We start from the raw sequence: 15,877 nt of genomic DNA, 5'->3' as shown, positions 1-15,877 counted from the left end.
TGTAAGCGAGGCGCTGCTCATCCCTAGCCCGGCCAGCCCCAGGTTCTCAACCGTGTCCGATGTTCCCGCACCTGCATACGACCGCGAACGCCTTGTCGGCTGGATGGCGGAACACGGCGTCGATCAGGTCACGCACGACCACCCGGCCGTGTTTCGCGTCGAGGAGGGGTTTGAACTCAAGGCGGCCCTGCCCGGCCTGCACACCAAGAACCTGTTTCTGAAGGACAAGAAGAACTGCATCTGGCTGATCTCGGCGGCCCAGGACACCGTCATCGACCTGAACCGCGTTCCGGCCCTGATCAGCGCCCCTGCGGGCACGGGGCGGTTCTCCTTCGCCAGCCCTGAGCGGATGTATGAGCTTTTGGGCGTGCGGCCCGGGTCGGTAACGGCTCTGGGCCTGATCAACGACACTGACCATCAGGTGCGGTTCGTACTGGACCGGCGCCTGTGGGAGGCCGACATCGTCAACTTTCACCCCCTGATCAATACGGCGACCACGGCCCTGGATCAGGCGGCGTTCCGGCGGTTCCTGACCCTGCTGGACCGCCAACCGATCGTGGCCGACTTCATGGCGGGCTGAGGCAGGGTGAGGCGGGAGCCTCCTCCCCATTCGCCACGCGGCGAACGGGGAGGAGCCGAAATCAGCCCGCGACCTTGGCCGAGACCCGACGGACCCAGGTGTAGAGCAGCCCCGTCAGCACGATGAAGGCGACCGCGCCGACCAGCATCGCCGGCCAGCCGGAGGCTTCTGGCACCAGGCCGAACGGCGCTTCCTGCTGGGTCGAGACGATGGTCGCGGCATGGAAGACGCCGAACAGGCTCTCGCCGACGATCAGACCGGACGCCAGCAGCACGCCCATGCGCCGCCCGATGTCGGCGAAGCGGGTGCCCTTGATGCCCTTTTCATAGACCCAGCCGATGACGCCGCCCACGACCAGCATCGTGGTGATGGCGGCGGGCAAATAGAAGCCGATGCCGACCGCCAGGGGGGGCAGCTTGATCCTGCCCTTGGTGGTCCGCGCCAGGACCGCGTCCAGGACGATGACGAAGACGCCGATCAGGGCGCCGACGCCGATCAGGTCCCAGCGCAGGTCGCCGGCGATGACGCCCCTGGCGAGGGCCGAGATCAGGGTGGCCTGAGGTGCGGCCAGGGGTTGGTCGGCGATCCCCTTGGGGCCGCCTTCAAAGCCGAAGGCGGCGTTCAGCTGGCTCAGCACGAAGGGGATGATCAGGGCGCCGGCGACGACCCCGACGATCAGGGCCAGCTGCTGGCGCCACGGCGTGGCCTCGACCAGCTGGCCGGTCTTGAGGTCCTGAAGGTTGTCGTTGGCGATGACCGCCACGGCGAAGACGATCGCCGTGACCATCAGGGCGAAAGCGACGAAGGACGGGTCGGCGGGCACGCCGCTGACGCCCATGACCACCAGCATCAGCAGGGAGGCGACCACGATGGCGATGATGCCGACGCCCGAGACCGGGCTGTTGGACGAGCCGATCAGCCCGGCCATGTAACCGCAGATCGCGGCCACGGCGAAACCGATAACGACGACATAGATCAGGCCGCCAATGACCAAGGCGGGAGCCGCCTGGGCCAGGGCCGTGCCCTGGGTGAAGAGCGCCAGCAGGACCGCGATGCCCGCCAGGCAGACGATGGAGGTGATGCCGACGATGGTGATGGGGATGTCCTGCTCGGTCCGTTCCAGCACCTCGCCCGACTTGCGGCGCGCCTGGGCGGCCAGGGCCGATGTCAGCCCGCCGATCAGCGGACCGATCAGCTTGATCAGGGTCCAGATGGCCGCGACGCCGATGACGCCCGCGCCCATGAAGCGGACCTCCTTGCTCCACACCAGGCCGGCCAGATCCTCGGCTCCTGCGCCTGCGGGCAGGGTGGTGGCGATGGACGGAATGCCGTTGGCGGTCAGCCAGGCGATGGTGTCGGGCGAGGTCAGGATCGGCACGATGATCATCCAGGCCAGGACGAGGCCGAACAGCTGCGCCAGGCAGACGGTCAGGCCGATCAGGTGGCCGGCGCCCAGAAGGGCGAACTGCATCCCGAAGCCGAAGCCCGTGGCGCCTCCGCCGAGGACTGCGGGCAGTTTGAAGAAGCGGGCGGCCTCGCCGGCGAACCCGCGCGCGGCGATCAGGAAGGCATAGGCCGCGGAGACCACGGCGCCGACGACGACGACGCCCAGGCCCGCCTTGTTCTCGCGCACGGCCTCGGCGGTCTGTTCCTGTCCGGGGGAGCCGACCTTCAGCACCTCGGCGGCGGCGACGCCCTCGGGGTAGGGCAGGCCGGCGTTGACGACCAGGGCGCGACGCAGCGGAATCGAGAAGGTGACCCCCAGGACGCCGCCCAGGATACAGATGGTCACCGATTCCCAGAACGGAAAGTCCAGCCACCAGCCGACCATGACCAGGCCGGGCAGGACGAAGATGATCGAGCTCATGGCCCCGCCCACCGAGGCGACGGTCTGAACGGTCATGTTCTCCCAGATGGACGAGCCCTTGAAGGCCCGCAGCACCGCCATCGAGATGACGGCGGCCGGGATGGCCGAGGCGAAGGTCAGGCCGACCTTGAGGCCCAGATAGGTGTTGGCGGCGGTAAAGATGACGGCCAGCAGACAGCCCAGTATCAGGGCCCGGATCGTCAGTTCGACGCGCTTGAGCGCAGTCGGGGGTGTGTCGGTCATCGAGGGGTGTCTCCGTTGCCGGCGAGGTAAACGGAGAACGGCCCCGCTGGCTAGTCCCCAGCGTTAATCGCGCAGCCTACCACTCAGGCTTGAGCGACAGCTGGAAGGCGATCAGGCCTTCGGACACATCCTTGTCGACATTGGCGTTGCGGGGCAGGCCCTCGGCCTCGATCTGGCGATAGACGACGCCGAACGAGCCCTGCATCGCCCCCTTGCGGTAGGCCACCCCGATCGAGGCGTCGCCGAGGAAGGAGCCGGAATCATGCGTGTAGCCCGACCGCGCATAGTCGCCATCGCGGGTGCGGGCGAAGTTGTAGCCGACTGCGCGGCCCGATCCGGCGGCGTACAGATACCAGCGCGCGCGCTCTCCGAACGCCTCCGTGCCCTCGCGGACCATCCTGTCCAATCCCTGACCGATCCGCAGGGTGGCGCCCGCCTCGGCCGAGCCGCCCCGGTCGCCGACGCCGATGCCGGCGTGGGGCGTCAGGGTCACTTCCAGCCCGGAGGGCGTATAGCCCCGCGCAACAGGCCAGCCGCGCGTGTAGCGCAGGTCATAGCCCTCGACATCGAAGCCGGCGACGTCCTGCAGGCCCGGAGGAACCGGCGTCCCGTCGGCCCGGCGCAGGGTCCCACGCGTCGTGACACGCAGCCGGTCGCTGAACCCGTCGCCTTCGACCCAGATGTCCTGGTTGCTGGTCGCTGCGAACCCGGCCACGCCTGTCGAGGTCAGGCTGGCCCCAAAGGCATTCTGTGTCGGTTCCCGAAATTCAACGGCGGGACCGAAGTCGCGACCGGTGTCGGCTGTGAAGGCGGTCTGGCTGTTCAGCTGCGCCGTCGTCTGGCCGTGCAGCAGGCCCAACTCCTGGTCGCGCGCCCAGGCCGAATCCAGGGCGGGAGCAGGTGTGGCCAGATTGGTGGTGTTCAGGCTGGCGGTGCTGAGAGTCGATTGCGCCTGGGCCGCGACCGCAGGGGCCGACAGCATCGCCAGGACACAGATAACTCTAGACAAACGCACCAACGGTCCCCTCACCGCCTGTAACGACGCCTACCCTGACTCGAAAGCGGGCCGTCGCCAACAGACTTCTTTGCAACACAATCCTGACACGCCAACGCGCGTCAGGATTGTGAAGTTCCGAAACCGGGGGTCAGTGACGGCCTATTGGCAGGCCAGGCACTCGTCGTAGTCGGTGCGGGCAGCTGAGAAGAGGTCTGGCTGGTTGGGGTCGATTTCCGCGACCACCTTGTCCTCGGCGCCGGCGAAGGCAGCGCGTTGAACGGACTTGGAGCGCAGGTAATACAGCGACTTAACGCCGGTCTCCCAGGCACGCCAGTGGAGCATATGCAGGTCCCACTTGTTGACGTCGCCGGGGATGAACAGGTTGATCGACTGGGCCTGGCAGATTTCCGGCGAGCGGTCGGCCGACAGTTCGACGATCCAGCGCTGGTCCAGTTCGAAGGCCGTCTTGAAGATGCCCTTCTCGTCCTCGTTCAGGATGTCGAGATGCTGGACCGAGCCTTCGTGTTCCAGAATCGAGTTCCAGATCGCGTCGGTATTGGCGCCCTTACCCTCGAGCAGCTGCTCCAGGTAGGGGTTCTTGACCGCGAACGAGCCCGACAGGGTCTTGTGCGTATAGATGTTGGCCGGGATCGGCTCGATACCGGCCGAGGTGCCGCCGCAGATGATCGAGATCGAGGCGGTCGGGGCGATGGCCAGCTTGTGGCTGAACCGTTCCATCACGCCGCGCTCGGCCGCGTCTTCGCAAGGACCCTTTTCCTCGGCCAGCTTGACGCTGGCCTTGTCGGCCTCGCGACGCAGGTGTTTGAACAGGCGCATGTTCCACGACTTGGCCATGGCGGATTCGAACGCCACGCCCTGAGCCTGCAGGAAGGAGTGGAAGCCCATCAGGCCCAGACCGACCGAACGCTCGCGCTTGGCCGAATAGACGGCGGCCTTCATTTCCGGCGGCGCGCGCTGGATGAAGTCTTCCAGCACATTGTCGAGGAAACGCATGATGTCCTCGATGAAGCGGGGCTCTTCGCGCCACTCCAGGAACATCTCGGCGTTTACCGAAGACAGGCAGCAGACGGCCGTGCGGTCGATGCCCAGGTGATCGACGCCGGTGTGCAGCATGATTTCCGAGCACAGGTTCGACTGTTTGACCTTCAGCCCCAGCTCGCGCTGGTGCTTGGGCATCTGGCGGTTCACCGTGTCGGAGAAGATCAGATAAGGCTCGCCGGTCTGCAGGCGGATTTCCAGGATCTTCTGCCACAGCGAACGGGCGTCGACGGTCTTGAGCACTTCGTCGTTCTTGGGCGAGCGCAGGCCGAACGGCAGGCCGGCCTTCACGGCCTCCATGAACTCGTCGGTGATGTTGATGCCGTGGTGCAGGTTCAGGGACTTGCGGTTGAAGTCGCCCGAGGGTTTGCGGATCTCGAGGAACTCCTCGATCTCGGGGTGGTGCACGTCCAGATAGACGGCGGCCGAACCCCGGCGCAGCGAGCCTTGGCTGATCGCCAGGGTCAGGGAGTCCATCACGCGGATGAAGGGGATGATGCCCGAGGTCTGGCCCGCGCCCTTGACCTTCTCGCCGATGGAGCGGACGCCGCCCCAATAGGTGCCGATGCCGCCGCCGTTCGAGGCCAGCGAGACGTTCTCGTTCCAGACGTTCTGGATGCCGTCCAGCGAGTCGGCGACCGAGTTCAGGAAGCAGGAGATCGGCAGGCCGCGGTTGGCGCCGCCGTTCGACAGCACCGGCGTCGAAGGCATGAACCACAGCTTGGACATATAGTCATAGACGCGCTGGGCGTGGCCGGGGTTGGTCGCCTCGTCGTCGGCGAAGGCCGTGGCGACGCGCGCGAACATGTCCTGATAGCTTTCGCCCGCCAGCAGGTAGCGGTCTTCCAGAGTGCGTTTGCCGAACTCGGTCAGCAGGTCGTCGCGAGACCGATCCAGTTCCAGGCTGCGGACCACGGACAGCTGCGGCTTTCCGGCCTCGCGATCACCCTGAAGGTCCGCGAATTCCGTGGTCTTGAGCGCCTCGAGGCCAGCCATGATCGTCTTCGTCCTGAACAAATACAGAGTGAAACCGCTCCGGTTCCGACCACATCATCTAGTGGCTAAAACCATCCCCGAGCCCACATATAGGGCGCAGATGGCTAACGAGGCGTCAACGGGCTTGACGATCACTTTCCTCGCGAATCGCACGAAAGATAGGGGATGGCTCTGTGGGAAACCGCATAACGCGGGCGTGACAGGGGATAGGCGTCGGAATCACGAACGCGTGAATCGCCCGGGGCCGTCCGTGAACCGGAACGGGCGGTCAGCTTGACCGTTGACGAGCGATGCCGACACCTGAGCCCATGATCCCGCCCCCCGCATCCACGTCACCCAACGCCCTGGCCTCGTTCGCCCGGCGGGCCCTGGCCCTGGCGCGGACGGAGATCGCCGCCCTGGGCGCGCTTCTGGTCATCGCCTTCGGCGTGATGACCTTCGTCGAGGTCGCCGACGATATGACCGAGGCCGACGGCCAGGCCTTCGACCACTCGGTGCTGATGGCCATGCGGCCCTATGCCGACGATCCCGGCCGACCTTGGGGGCCCTGGTGGCTGAAGGAGGCCGCAGACGACATCACCTCCCTGGGCGGCATATCGGTGCTGGGCCTGTTCGCGACCATCGCCGTGGTCTTTCTGGTGATCCAGCGAAAGCGGCTGTCGGCGCTGCTGCTGGTCGCGGGCCTGGGTGTCGGCGTCATGCTCAGCGAGGGGCTTAAGTCGGTGTTCGAGCGCGAGCGCCCGCCCGTCGCCTATCAGGCGGTGGAGACAATCAACGCCAGCTTTCCTTCGGGCCATGCCCTGCTGTCGGCGGTCTTCTACCTCAGCCTTGGCGTCATGCTGACGCGCGCCTTTCCGCAGCGGCGGTTCAAGGCCTTCGTCCTGGGCGTCGCCATCCTGATGACCCTGCTGGTGGGGATCACCCGCATTTATCTGGCGGCGCACTGGGCGTCGGACGTGTTCGCAGGATGGAGCGTCGGCGCCGCCTGGGCCATGGCTCTGTGGCTGATCTCCTACGCCATCGACCGCCACCAGCGCCGCCACCACGCGGGGCTCAGAGACCGTCCCGCCCCGACCGAGGTGGATAGGGTCGAAAACGATCATGGCTGAGAAATCGCACTGCTACGACTGGCCGCGTCCGGCGGTGACGACGGACATCGTCGTGCTGCGAGAGGCGCAGGTGCTGCTTATCCGCCGCGCTCATCCGCCGTTCGCGGGAAGCTGGGCCCTGCCGGGCGGGTTCCTCGACGAGGACGAGACGCTGGAGGTCTGCGCCGCGCGCGAACTGCTGGAGGAGACTGGCGTGGCCGCCGACACGCTGCGGCTGGTCGGGACCTACAGCGAACCCAAGCGCGATCCGCGCCACCGCACAGTGACGGTCGCCTTCCTCACGCGCGCCCCCGCCGGGACCGAGGCCAAGGCCGGCGACGACGCGGCGGAGGCGGCATGGTTCGCGCTCGACGCCCTGCCGCCTCTGGCATTCGACCACGCCGACATCCTTCAGGACGCCCTGAAGATGGCATGATCGCGCAGGCCCATGCCTTCCACCGAGGAAACGGGAGCGCTCGCCGTTCCGATATTGTATCAGGCCAGCCATGACCCCAGACACCACCGACGTCGCCAAACGCCATAGCCGCACCGGCCTGTACCTGCCCTTCATACTCGTCGCGATCGTCGTGGCGGTCTGGAGCGGCTGGTGGTTCTATCTGGCCCAGCAGGTGCAGCAGCGGCTGGACCTCCAGGCCGCCTCTTTGCGCCAGGCCGGCTGGACCGTGGCCTATACCCACGGCGGCATCGGCGGCTGGCCGTTCCGCACCCGGCTGGAGGCGGACCATGTCTCCATCGCCGCCCCGTCCGGCCACGCCCTGGCGGCGCCCAAACTGGTGCTTCAGGCCAATGCCTGGAACCCCGACAAATGGATGCTGCTGGCTGCCGACGGCGTGACCCTGACCCGCGCGGACAAGGGCAAGGTCGCCGTACGCGGCGCGGCGATCCGCGCCAGCGTCCACGGCCTGACCCAGCGCTGGCCCAATGTGGCGATCGAACTGGCCGAGCCGGTCTTCACCCCCCTGCCCGGCGCCGAGGCCTTCCCGATCTCCAAGGCCGGGTCGATCCAGTTCTATCTGCGCCCCCATATCGGCCCAGCCAATGCGCCCGCCGACGCTCCGGGCGCGGGCTCGAACAGCGTCGACGTCCTGTTCCGCCTGCTGGACGCCGAAGGTCGGGCCGGGGGGCCGGTCGAGGGCATGGCTCAGAACGGCAAACTGACGGCCCAGGTCGAGACGGTGATCGAAAAGGCCGACACCCTGGCTGGCCCCGACGCGGCAGGCGTGTTCGCCGCCTGGACGCGCGCGGGCGGACGGTTCGTGCGGGTGCGCGGCGAGGTCTCGGCGGGCGAAAGCCGCGCCACCCTGTCCAGCGACGCCCTGTCGGCCCAGCCCGACGGCCGCATCCAGGGTCAGTTGACGCTGAAGGCCGCCAAGCCTCTGCCTGCCATCGCCGGCCTGGCCCGGTCGGGGTCGGGCATCAACCCGGTGGGCGCCGCCGGCGCCGCAGCGGCTACGGCGGTCCAGGGCGGCGGCGAAGGAGACATCGATCTGGTGCTGGTGTTCCGCGGCGGCCGCACCTTCCTGGGGCCCTTCGCCCTGGCCCCAGCGCCCAAGCTGTTCTGATGCTCGTCGAGCCCGAGATGGACGAGGCTGTCGCTGCGCTCGACCGGGCACTGGCCCAGGCCCTGATCGCGCGGATGGCGGCGGGAGGACGGTCGGGACCCGACGCCGAGGCCCTGGCGCTGCGCGACCTGCTGGCCGCGACCACCGACCATCGCTCGGCGCAGATGCTGCACGCGGTCTGGGGGCGAATGGCCGCGGCGACGGGCCCGGTGGTCTTCGCCTGCGGGGCGACCGCCCTGGTGCTGGCGGCGGACCGCCATGGTCTGCCGATCCGTCCCGCCGCCGATCCCGACGCCGCCCTGGCCGAGGCTGAGCGCAGCGCTCGCGTCGTCATCGACCTGGATGGCCCGCGCCCCTGGTGGGGCAAGCTTCTGGCACGGCCCGACCTGAAGATCGTCGCCGCCCTGCCAGACGACCGTTTCGGCCGCCCCCGCGCCCTGACGGTATCGCGCGAGACGCCCGGCCCGACAGGCGAGGACCGCACCTTCTGGGTCACGGACAGCCGGCAGCCAGACGCCGCCATCCTGAACGCCCTGGGCCAGTGCGGCTTCCAGGGTCAGGCCCTGGTTTCGGCCGGCGGGTTGAAGCTCTTCATGCTGGCGGGCTATGTGCAGGCCGAGGACGGGCGGCTGGCGACGGCCCCCGGTTCGCTCAAGGGCGTGATCGGCGCCGCTCCCGTTTACTGAGATTCGTCCATGACCGAAGCGCCGCAGCCCAAGCCGGGCATCCTCGAGATCGCCCCCTATGTCGGCGGCAAGTCCAGCATCGCGGGCGTCGCCGAGCCGATGAAGCTGTCGTCGAACGAGAACGCCCTGGGCGCCGGCGAGAAGGCGCGTGAGGCCTATGCAGCCGCCATCAGGAACATCCATGTCTATCCCGACGGCCGGGCGAACAAGCTGCGCGCCGCCGTCGCCGAAAAACACGGCCTGGAGCCCGAACGGCTGATCTTCGGCAATGGCTCGGACGAGGTCTTCGCCCTGCTGAACCAGACCTATCTGACGGCGGGCGACAATATCGTCTGCGGCCAGTACGGCTTTTTGGCCTATCGGATCAGCGCCCTGGGCTGCGAGGCGCAGGTCAAGCTGGCGCCCGAGCCGGGCTACAAGGCCGAGGTCGACGCCCTGCTGGCCCAGGTCGATGAGCGGACCAGGATCGTCTACGTCTCCAACCCGTCCAACCCAACCGGCAGCTATAATACGGGCGAGGAAATCCGCCGGCTGCACGAGGGACTTCCCGCCAACGTCATCCTGGTCATCGACGAGGCCTATGCCGAGTTCGTCACCGAGACCGACTGGGAGACCGCCTTCCCGCTGGCCCGCGACGCGTCGAACATCGTCGTCACCCGCACCTTTTCCAAGATCCACGGCCTGGGCGGCCTGCGCATCGGCTTTGGCTATGCGCCGCTGGCCATCTGCGAGGCCATCGACCGCATCCGACTGCCGTTCAACGTCTCGGTCGCAGGCCTGGACACCGCCGTCGCCGCCCTGGCCGACGAGGCGCACCAGACGGCGTCTCGCGATCTGGTGCTGCAATGGCGTCCGCGCCTGACTCAGGCCATCCGGGGCTTTGGCTTCGAGGTCCTGCCCAGCGTCGGCAATTTCGTGCTGGTCCTGTTCCCCGAGACCGGCCGCACCGCCAGCGCCGCCAACGACTATCTGAACGCCAAGGGCATCATCGTTCGCCAGGTCGGCGGTTATGGCCTGCCCCAAGGTCTGCGCATCACCATCGGTACGGAAGACCAAAACCGCGCCGTCATCGACGCCCTGAGCGAATTCGCGGCCAGCTAGACCGGCTCGCTCGGCAGGCTCCGCATCCCTCGGCCTTGCGCCGGGATGCGGGCCGACCTGTCCAGGCCACGAAATCCTTGGGGCAAGCCGTCATTCCCGAGCGTGAACCCGTTGCGCCAAGGCGATACCGGGTCCATCTGGAGCGATGACCTCGACCACACTACCGCCGGCCAAGGGGCCGGGCTTTGCAGAGTTCGTCTGTCTCATCGCCCTGCTCATGGCGCTGAACGCCCTGGCCATCGACGCCATGCTGCCCGCCCTGCCCGCCATAGGCGATGATCTAGGCGTGGCGTCGCAGAACAGCCGCCAATGGATCATCACCGCCTATCTGCTTGGCTTCGGCGGAGCTCAGATCATCTATGGCCCGCTGGCCGACCGCTTCGGGCGCAAGCCGATCCTGCTGATCGGGATCGGCGTCTATATCGTCTTCAGCCTGACCGCCGCCCTGGCGCCTTCGTTCGAGACCCTCATCATGGCCCGTGTCGGACAGGGGCTGGGGTCCGCTGCGACGCGGGTCCTGGCCGTGTCCATCGTGCGCGATCGCTACAGCGGCCGGACCATGGCGCGGGTCATGTCTCTGAGCTTTCTTGTCTTCCTCGGCGTGCCGATCATCGCCCCGACCGTGGGCCAGTTGATCCTGCTGGCCGGACCGTGGCGGATGATCTTCGACGTTCTGGGCCTGATCGGGGTCGGCATGATGCTGTGGGTCGTGGTGCGCCTGCCCGAGACCCTGCACCCGGAGGACCGGCTGCCGATCCAGGCCGGCCGCATCGCCCGCGCTTTCTGGGAGGCGGTCACCCACCGCCAGTCCATCGGCTATACCCTGGCCATGACGGCCATCACCGGCGCCCTGTTCGGCTTCATCAACTCGTCGCAGCAGATCTTCTATGACGTGTTCCAAGAGCCCGTGCTGTTTCCCGCGGTCTTCGCCGCCATCGCCGGCGGCATCGCCATCGCCTCGATTCTGAATGCTCGCCTGGTTGTGAAGCTGGGCTCGCGTCTGATCAGCCACTGGGCGTTGATCGGCTTCATCGCCATGAGCGTCATCCATCTGATGGTGGCGCTCAGCGGGCACGAGACCATCTGGACCTTTGCCGTGCTCCAGGCCCTGACCATGTTCTGCTTTGGTCTGATCGCGGGCAATTTCGGCTCGATGGCCATGGAGCCCATGGGCCATATCGCCGGCACGGCCTCCTCGGCTCAGGGCTTCATCTCGACCATCTTCGGCTCCCTGGCCGGCTTCGGCATCGGTCAGATGTTCAACGGCTCCACCGTGCCGATGACAATCGGTTTTGTTGTCTGCGGCGGGCTGGCTCTGGTCGCGGTGCTGCTCGCCGAAAGGGGCCGCCTGTTCGTGTCACGCAACGCGCCTGTCGTTCAACCGGCGGGCTGAAGGCGCGCTCCGAGGGGGCCGCCCCTTGATCTTTGCGCCCTGACGGGTCTGTGTCGCGACCGTAATCACAAACGGAGCGTTCGATGACCCGCAGACCTTCCCGAGCCGACCTTTGCCGGATGGCCTCGGCGCTGGCCCTGGCTGCCGCACTGGGATCGACAGCCGCCTGTGGCGTGACCGCACAGACCGGCTCAGTCGGCGGCGTCTCTGATATGCCGCCCCTGCCCGCCTCGGCGACCGCGCCGGTCGTCTATCCGCACGACGTTCACTCCTACGCCGCGCCTCAGGTGGCCCGCGTCAAGCACGTCGACCTGAACCTGGACGCCGACTTCGCGGCCAAGACCCTGAGCGGCGTCGCCACCCTGGACGTGACCGGCGAGGTCGGCGCCACGACCCTGATCCTCGATGTGCGCGACATGGATATTCGCGGCGTTCGCAACGCCTCCGGCCCCCTGGCCTTCGTGCTGGGCGCCTCGGACCCGATCATGGGCCAATCCCTGACCATCACGACCCCCGCCTTCGTCGCCGGCCAGACCCAGAAGATCATGGTCGATTATGCGACACGGCCCGAGGCCGCCGCCCTGCAATGGCTTACCCCGGCCCAGACCTCCGGCGGCAAACAGCCCTTCCTGTTCAGCCAGGGCCAGGCCATCCTGACCCGCACCTGGGCGCCGACCCAGGACAGCCCCGGCATCCGCCAGACCTATTCCGCCACCATCACCGTGCCGAACACGCTCAAGGCCCTGATGAGCGCCGAGAGCCTGACGCCCGAAGGCCTTCCGGCGGGCGAGGGTCGCCACAGCTACAGCTTCCGCATGACCAACCCGGTGCCCCCCTATCTGATCGCCCTGGCGGTCGGGGACCTGGCGTTCGAGGCCGAGGACGGACGCACCGGCGTCTGGACCGAGCCCGACCGGCTGGACGCCGCCCACACCGAGTTCTCCGAGGTCGGCAAGATGGTCGATGCGGCCGAGGGCCTGTACGGCCCCTATGCCTGGGGCCGCTACGACCTCTTGATCCTGCCGCCCTCCTTCCCGTTCGGCGGGATGGAGAACCCGCGCCTGACCTTCGCCACCCCGACCGTGGTCGCGGGCGACAAGTCGCTGGTGTCCCTGGTCGCGCACGAACTGGCGCACTCTTGGTCGGGCAATCTGGTGACCAACGCCGTCTGGGCCGACTTCTGGCTCAACGAGGGCTTCACCACCTATTTCCAGAACCGCATCATGGAGGCGGTCTATGGCAATGACCGCGCCCAGCTGGAGCGGGTCCTGGGCTGGGATTCGCTGCAGGCCCAACTGCGCGACCTGCCCGCCGACGACACCAAGCTGCACCTGAACCTGGACGGTCGCGACCCCGACGACGGCATGACCGACATCGCCTACGAGAAGGGCGCCAACTTCCTGGAGACCATCGAGCGCATCGTCGGGCGCGAAAAGTTCGATGTGTGGCTGAAGGGCTATTTCGAACGGAACGCCTTTAGGCCCATGACGTCGGAGCTGTTCCTGGAAGACATCCGCGCCCATCTGGTCACCACCGCCGCGCTGGAATCAGAGCTGCAGATGGATCAGTGGATCTATCAGCCCGGTCTGCCGTCCAATGCGGTGGCGCCGACATCTGACGCCTTCATCCCCGTGGATGCGGCGGCCCAGGCCTTCTTCGTCGCCCACGGCCCGGCCTCGGCCATTCCGTGGAGCGGCTGGAACACCCAGCAGCGCCAGCGTTTCCTGCAATGGCGGCCCGCCAACCCGACCACGGACTGGCTGACGCCGGCCCAGCTGGCCGAGCTGAGCCAGACCCTGAACCTGGCGACCGAAGGCAATGCCGAGATCGCCTTCGCCTGGTTGCAGATCGCGGTGGCCCATCGCTACGAGCCGGCCGTGCCTCAGTTGCAGACCTTCCTGACCTCGATCGGGCGGCGCAAATTCGTCATGCCCCTGTTCACCAGCCTGTGGGCCGAGGGCGACTGGGGTCGGCCGATCGCCACGCGCATCTACGCCCTGGCGCGACCCGGCTATCACCCGGTGACGGTCTCTTCGGTGGACGCCCTGGTCGGCCGTCCCGCCGCCTAGAGGTTCACGACCGCAAATCCGTCCTCGTCGGCCAGTTGCTCGGCGAGGACGGCGCGGTGACAGCCCGCGTGGTCTGCCTCGAAGCACAGCATGGCGACCCGCTTGCGGCCCGCCAGTTCCTTGAGCTCGGCCCGCTGAAGCTGCGATGCCGGTTCCTCCAGATGGTCGGCGAAGATGGCGCGCATCTCGCCGACGCGACCCTTGCGCGCCGCTTCCCGCCCGGCCTTGGGCGTGCCAAGGGCGCGCAGGTGGACATAGTCGATGCCCTCCGCCCGCAGGCTTTGCGACAGCAGGGTCTTGGAAAAGCCGGCCCGGCGCGAGGCCGCGATGGCCCGCACGTCGACCAGTGTCTCGACGCCCGCCGCCTTCAGCCGGCCGATGACATCCGCCTGGGTCGCGCCCTCATAGCCGATGGTGAACAGGGTCTTGGTCGAGGTCTGCATGACCGGGATATGGGAAGGCCCGGCGCTTGACGCCACGTCCTGGGCGGTCTCACCTGCCCCACCTCGCAACACCCCCACACGCCACGACAAGAGACCCGCCATGACGCCGACCCGACTTCTGCTGGCGACCACCGCCCTCAGCCTGATGGCATCGGCCAGCACGGCTATGGCCCAGGATCTCTATATCCACGGCGGGACCATCTACACCGGCGACGCGGCTGCTCCCACGGCCCAGGCGGTCGTGGTGCGGAACGGGCGGATCGAACACGTCGGGGCGGCGATGGCCGATATCGGCGACATGCCGCAGATCGACCTGGCGGGGGCGACCCTGTTTCCCGGCTTCACCGACGGCCATGCCCATCTGGACGGCATCGGCTGGCGCGAGCTGACGCTGAACCTGGAAGGCTCGGCCTCGGTCGTGGACGCCATGTCCAAGCTGACGGCGTGGGCCCAAGCGCATCCCCAGGGCGTCATCGTCGGCCGGGGCTGGATCGAGACCCGCTGGCCGGAATCGGCGAACGGCGCCCGCTTCCTGACCGCCGCCGACCTCGACGCCGCCGCGCCCGGACGCCTGGTGATCCTGGAGCGAGCCGACGGCCACGCCCTGACCGCCTCCACCCCCGCCCTAGCCGCCGCCGGGATCGACGCCACCACCCAGGCGCCGTCGGGCGGAGAGATCGCCCTGGGCGCGGACGGCCAGCCGACCGGCTTCATCGTCGACGCCGCCATGGCCCTGGTCGCGCCCCTGATGCCGACCAGCGATCCCGCCGCCACCCGAGCCGCCTATCAGGCCGGTTTCCGTGTCGAGGCCGCCTATGGCTGGACCGGCGTGCATTTCATGAGCGCGCCCTTTGCCGACATCCCCCTGCTGGAGCAGATGGCCGAAGCGGGCGAGGCGCCCTTGCGGGTCTATAACGCCATCACCCCGGACGGCGCAGAAGCTCTGTTCGCCTCCGGCCCCCGCAGCGTCGCCGACGGGCGGGTCATCACCCGGGCGGTGAAACTCTATGCCGACGGGGCGCTGGGGTCGCGCGGCGCCGCTCTGTTCGAACCCTATTCCGACGCACCCCACACGCGCGGGCTGATGCAGACCACCGAGGCCGAGATCGAGCCCATCTACGAACAGGCTCTGCGATCCGGCATCCAGGTCGCCACCCACGCCATCGGCGACCGGGGCAATTCGGAGGTGCTGCACTGGTACGAAAAGGCCATGGCCGACGTGCCCGCCGCGGACCGCAAGATCGCCCAACCGCGCTGGCGCATCGAACACGCCCAGATCCTGCGGCCTGCCGAGGAGCCCCTGTTCAGAGGCATGGGCGTCATCGCCTCGATGCAGCCCAGCCACGCCATCGGCGACCTGCATTTCGCACCCGCGCGCCTGGGCGACGCCCGGCTGGACGGCGCCTATGCCTGGGAAAGCCTGGTCGATCTGGGCGTGGTCGTGGTCGGCGGATCGGATGCGCCGGTCGAGCGGGGCGATCCGCTGATCGAATTCTACGCCGCCGTGGCCCGTCGCGACCTCGATGGATTCCAGGGGCCCGACTGGCGCCCCAACGAGGCCGTGTCGCGTGAGACGGCGCTGAAGATGTTCACCTCGGCCCCGGCCTACGCCTCGTTCCGCGAGGACGAACTGGGCACGATCGCGGTCGGAAAGCGGGCCGACTTCACCGCTTTCGACATCGACCTGATGACCGTGCCCGAGGCCGAGATTCCCAAGGGCCACGCCGTCCTGACCATCGTCGACGGCCAGGTGGTCTATCGGCGGGAATAGC

13 protein-coding genes are annotated in these 15,877 nt (G+C 67.9%); 9 read left to right on the top strand and 4 right to left on the bottom strand.

What is annotated here, in order from left to right; genetic code table 11:
- The first annotated feature begins 103 nt into the window (after positions 1–103).
- The gene (locus ACO05L_RS02225) at positions 104–580 is read left to right on the top strand and encodes a prolyl-tRNA synthetase associated domain-containing protein (protein WP_421731720.1); all 477 of its coding nucleotides are present in this window, start codon (positions 104–106) and stop codon (positions 578–580) included.
- 61 nt (positions 581–641) lie between these two features.
- On the opposite strand, the gene ACO05L_RS02220 is transcribed toward ACO05L_RS02225, so the two are convergent.
- From ACO05L_RS02220 to ACO05L_RS02210, 3 genes are all read right to left on the bottom strand, one after another.
- Positions 642–2,690 carry an OPT family oligopeptide transporter gene (locus tag ACO05L_RS02220; RefSeq protein ID WP_421730553.1) on the bottom strand — a complete coding sequence of 683 codons (2,049 nt, stop codon included), beginning with the start codon at positions 2,688–2,690 and terminating at the stop codon, positions 642–644.
- Positions 2,691–2,766: 76 nt separating this feature from the next.
- Positions 2,767–3,705 (bottom strand): lipid A-modifier LpxR family protein, encoded by a 939-nt coding sequence (locus tag ACO05L_RS02215; protein ID WP_421730552.1) that lies wholly within the window; start codon positions 3,703–3,705, stop codon positions 2,767–2,769.
- A 141-nt stretch (positions 3,706–3,846) separates the two neighbouring features.
- Positions 3,847–5,742 carry a ribonucleoside-diphosphate reductase subunit alpha gene (locus ACO05L_RS02210; RefSeq protein ID WP_421730551.1) on the bottom strand — a complete coding sequence of 632 codons (1,896 nt, stop codon included), beginning with the start codon at positions 5,740–5,742 and terminating at the stop codon, positions 3,847–3,849.
- A gap of 308 nt (positions 5,743–6,050) precedes the next feature.
- Between ACO05L_RS02210 and ACO05L_RS02205 the strand changes: the two genes are divergently transcribed.
- From ACO05L_RS02205 to ACO05L_RS02175, 7 genes are all read left to right on the top strand, one after another.
- Positions 6,051–6,851, top strand: coding sequence for a phosphatase PAP2 family protein (locus tag ACO05L_RS02205; protein ID WP_421730550.1), 801 nt, complete (start codon positions 6,051–6,053; stop codon positions 6,849–6,851).
- Positions 6,844–7,266, top strand: coding sequence for an NUDIX domain-containing protein (locus ACO05L_RS02200; protein ID WP_421730549.1), 423 nt, complete (start codon positions 6,844–6,846; stop codon positions 7,264–7,266). The genes ACO05L_RS02205 and ACO05L_RS02200 overlap by 8 nt, the downstream gene beginning before the upstream one ends.
- Before the next feature lie 70 nt (positions 7,267–7,336).
- Positions 7,337–8,413 (top strand): DUF2125 domain-containing protein, encoded by a 1,077-nt coding sequence (locus ACO05L_RS02195; protein ID WP_421730548.1) that lies wholly within the window; start codon positions 7,337–7,339, stop codon positions 8,411–8,413.
- Positions 8,413–9,099, top strand: a complete 687-nt coding sequence (locus tag ACO05L_RS02190) for a hypothetical protein (RefSeq protein ID WP_421730547.1) — start codon at positions 8,413–8,415, stop codon at positions 9,097–9,099. The genes ACO05L_RS02195 and ACO05L_RS02190 overlap by 1 nt, the downstream gene beginning before the upstream one ends.
- 9 nt (positions 9,100–9,108) lie before the next feature.
- Complete coding sequence (gene hisC / locus ACO05L_RS02185; protein ID WP_421730546.1) at positions 9,109–10,200, top strand: histidinol-phosphate transaminase; 1,092 nt, start codon at positions 9,109–9,111, stop codon at positions 10,198–10,200.
- Between the two features lie 145 nt (positions 10,201–10,345).
- On the top strand, positions 10,346–11,593 hold the full coding sequence (locus tag ACO05L_RS02180) for a multidrug effflux MFS transporter (protein ID WP_421730545.1): 1,248 nt from the start codon (positions 10,346–10,348) through the stop codon (positions 11,591–11,593).
- An 83-nt stretch (positions 11,594–11,676) separates the two neighbouring features.
- Positions 11,677–13,662, top strand: coding sequence for a M1 family metallopeptidase (locus ACO05L_RS02175; protein WP_421730544.1), 1,986 nt, complete (start codon positions 11,677–11,679; stop codon positions 13,660–13,662).
- On the opposite strand, the gene ACO05L_RS02170 is transcribed toward ACO05L_RS02175, so the two are convergent.
- Positions 13,659–14,207 (bottom strand): DUF488 family protein, encoded by a 549-nt coding sequence (locus ACO05L_RS02170; RefSeq protein WP_421730543.1) that lies wholly within the window; start codon positions 14,205–14,207, stop codon positions 13,659–13,661. The genes ACO05L_RS02175 and ACO05L_RS02170 overlap by 4 nt on opposite strands.
- On the opposite strand from ACO05L_RS02170, the gene ACO05L_RS02165 reads away from it, so the two are divergent.
- Entirely contained in the window at positions 14,206–15,876 is a 1,671-nt protein-coding gene (locus ACO05L_RS02165; RefSeq protein WP_421730542.1) for an amidohydrolase, read from the top strand. The genes ACO05L_RS02170 and ACO05L_RS02165 overlap by 2 nt on opposite strands.
- The last annotated feature ends 1 nt before the right edge of the window (position 15,877 follow it).

Source organism: Brevundimonas sp., from assembly GCF_965227765.1.
GTDB lineage: Bacteria > Pseudomonadota > Alphaproteobacteria > Caulobacterales > Caulobacteraceae > Brevundimonas.
The sequence above is the reverse complement of the archived record's forward strand: the minus strand, read 5'-3'. Positions and strand labels throughout refer to the sequence as shown.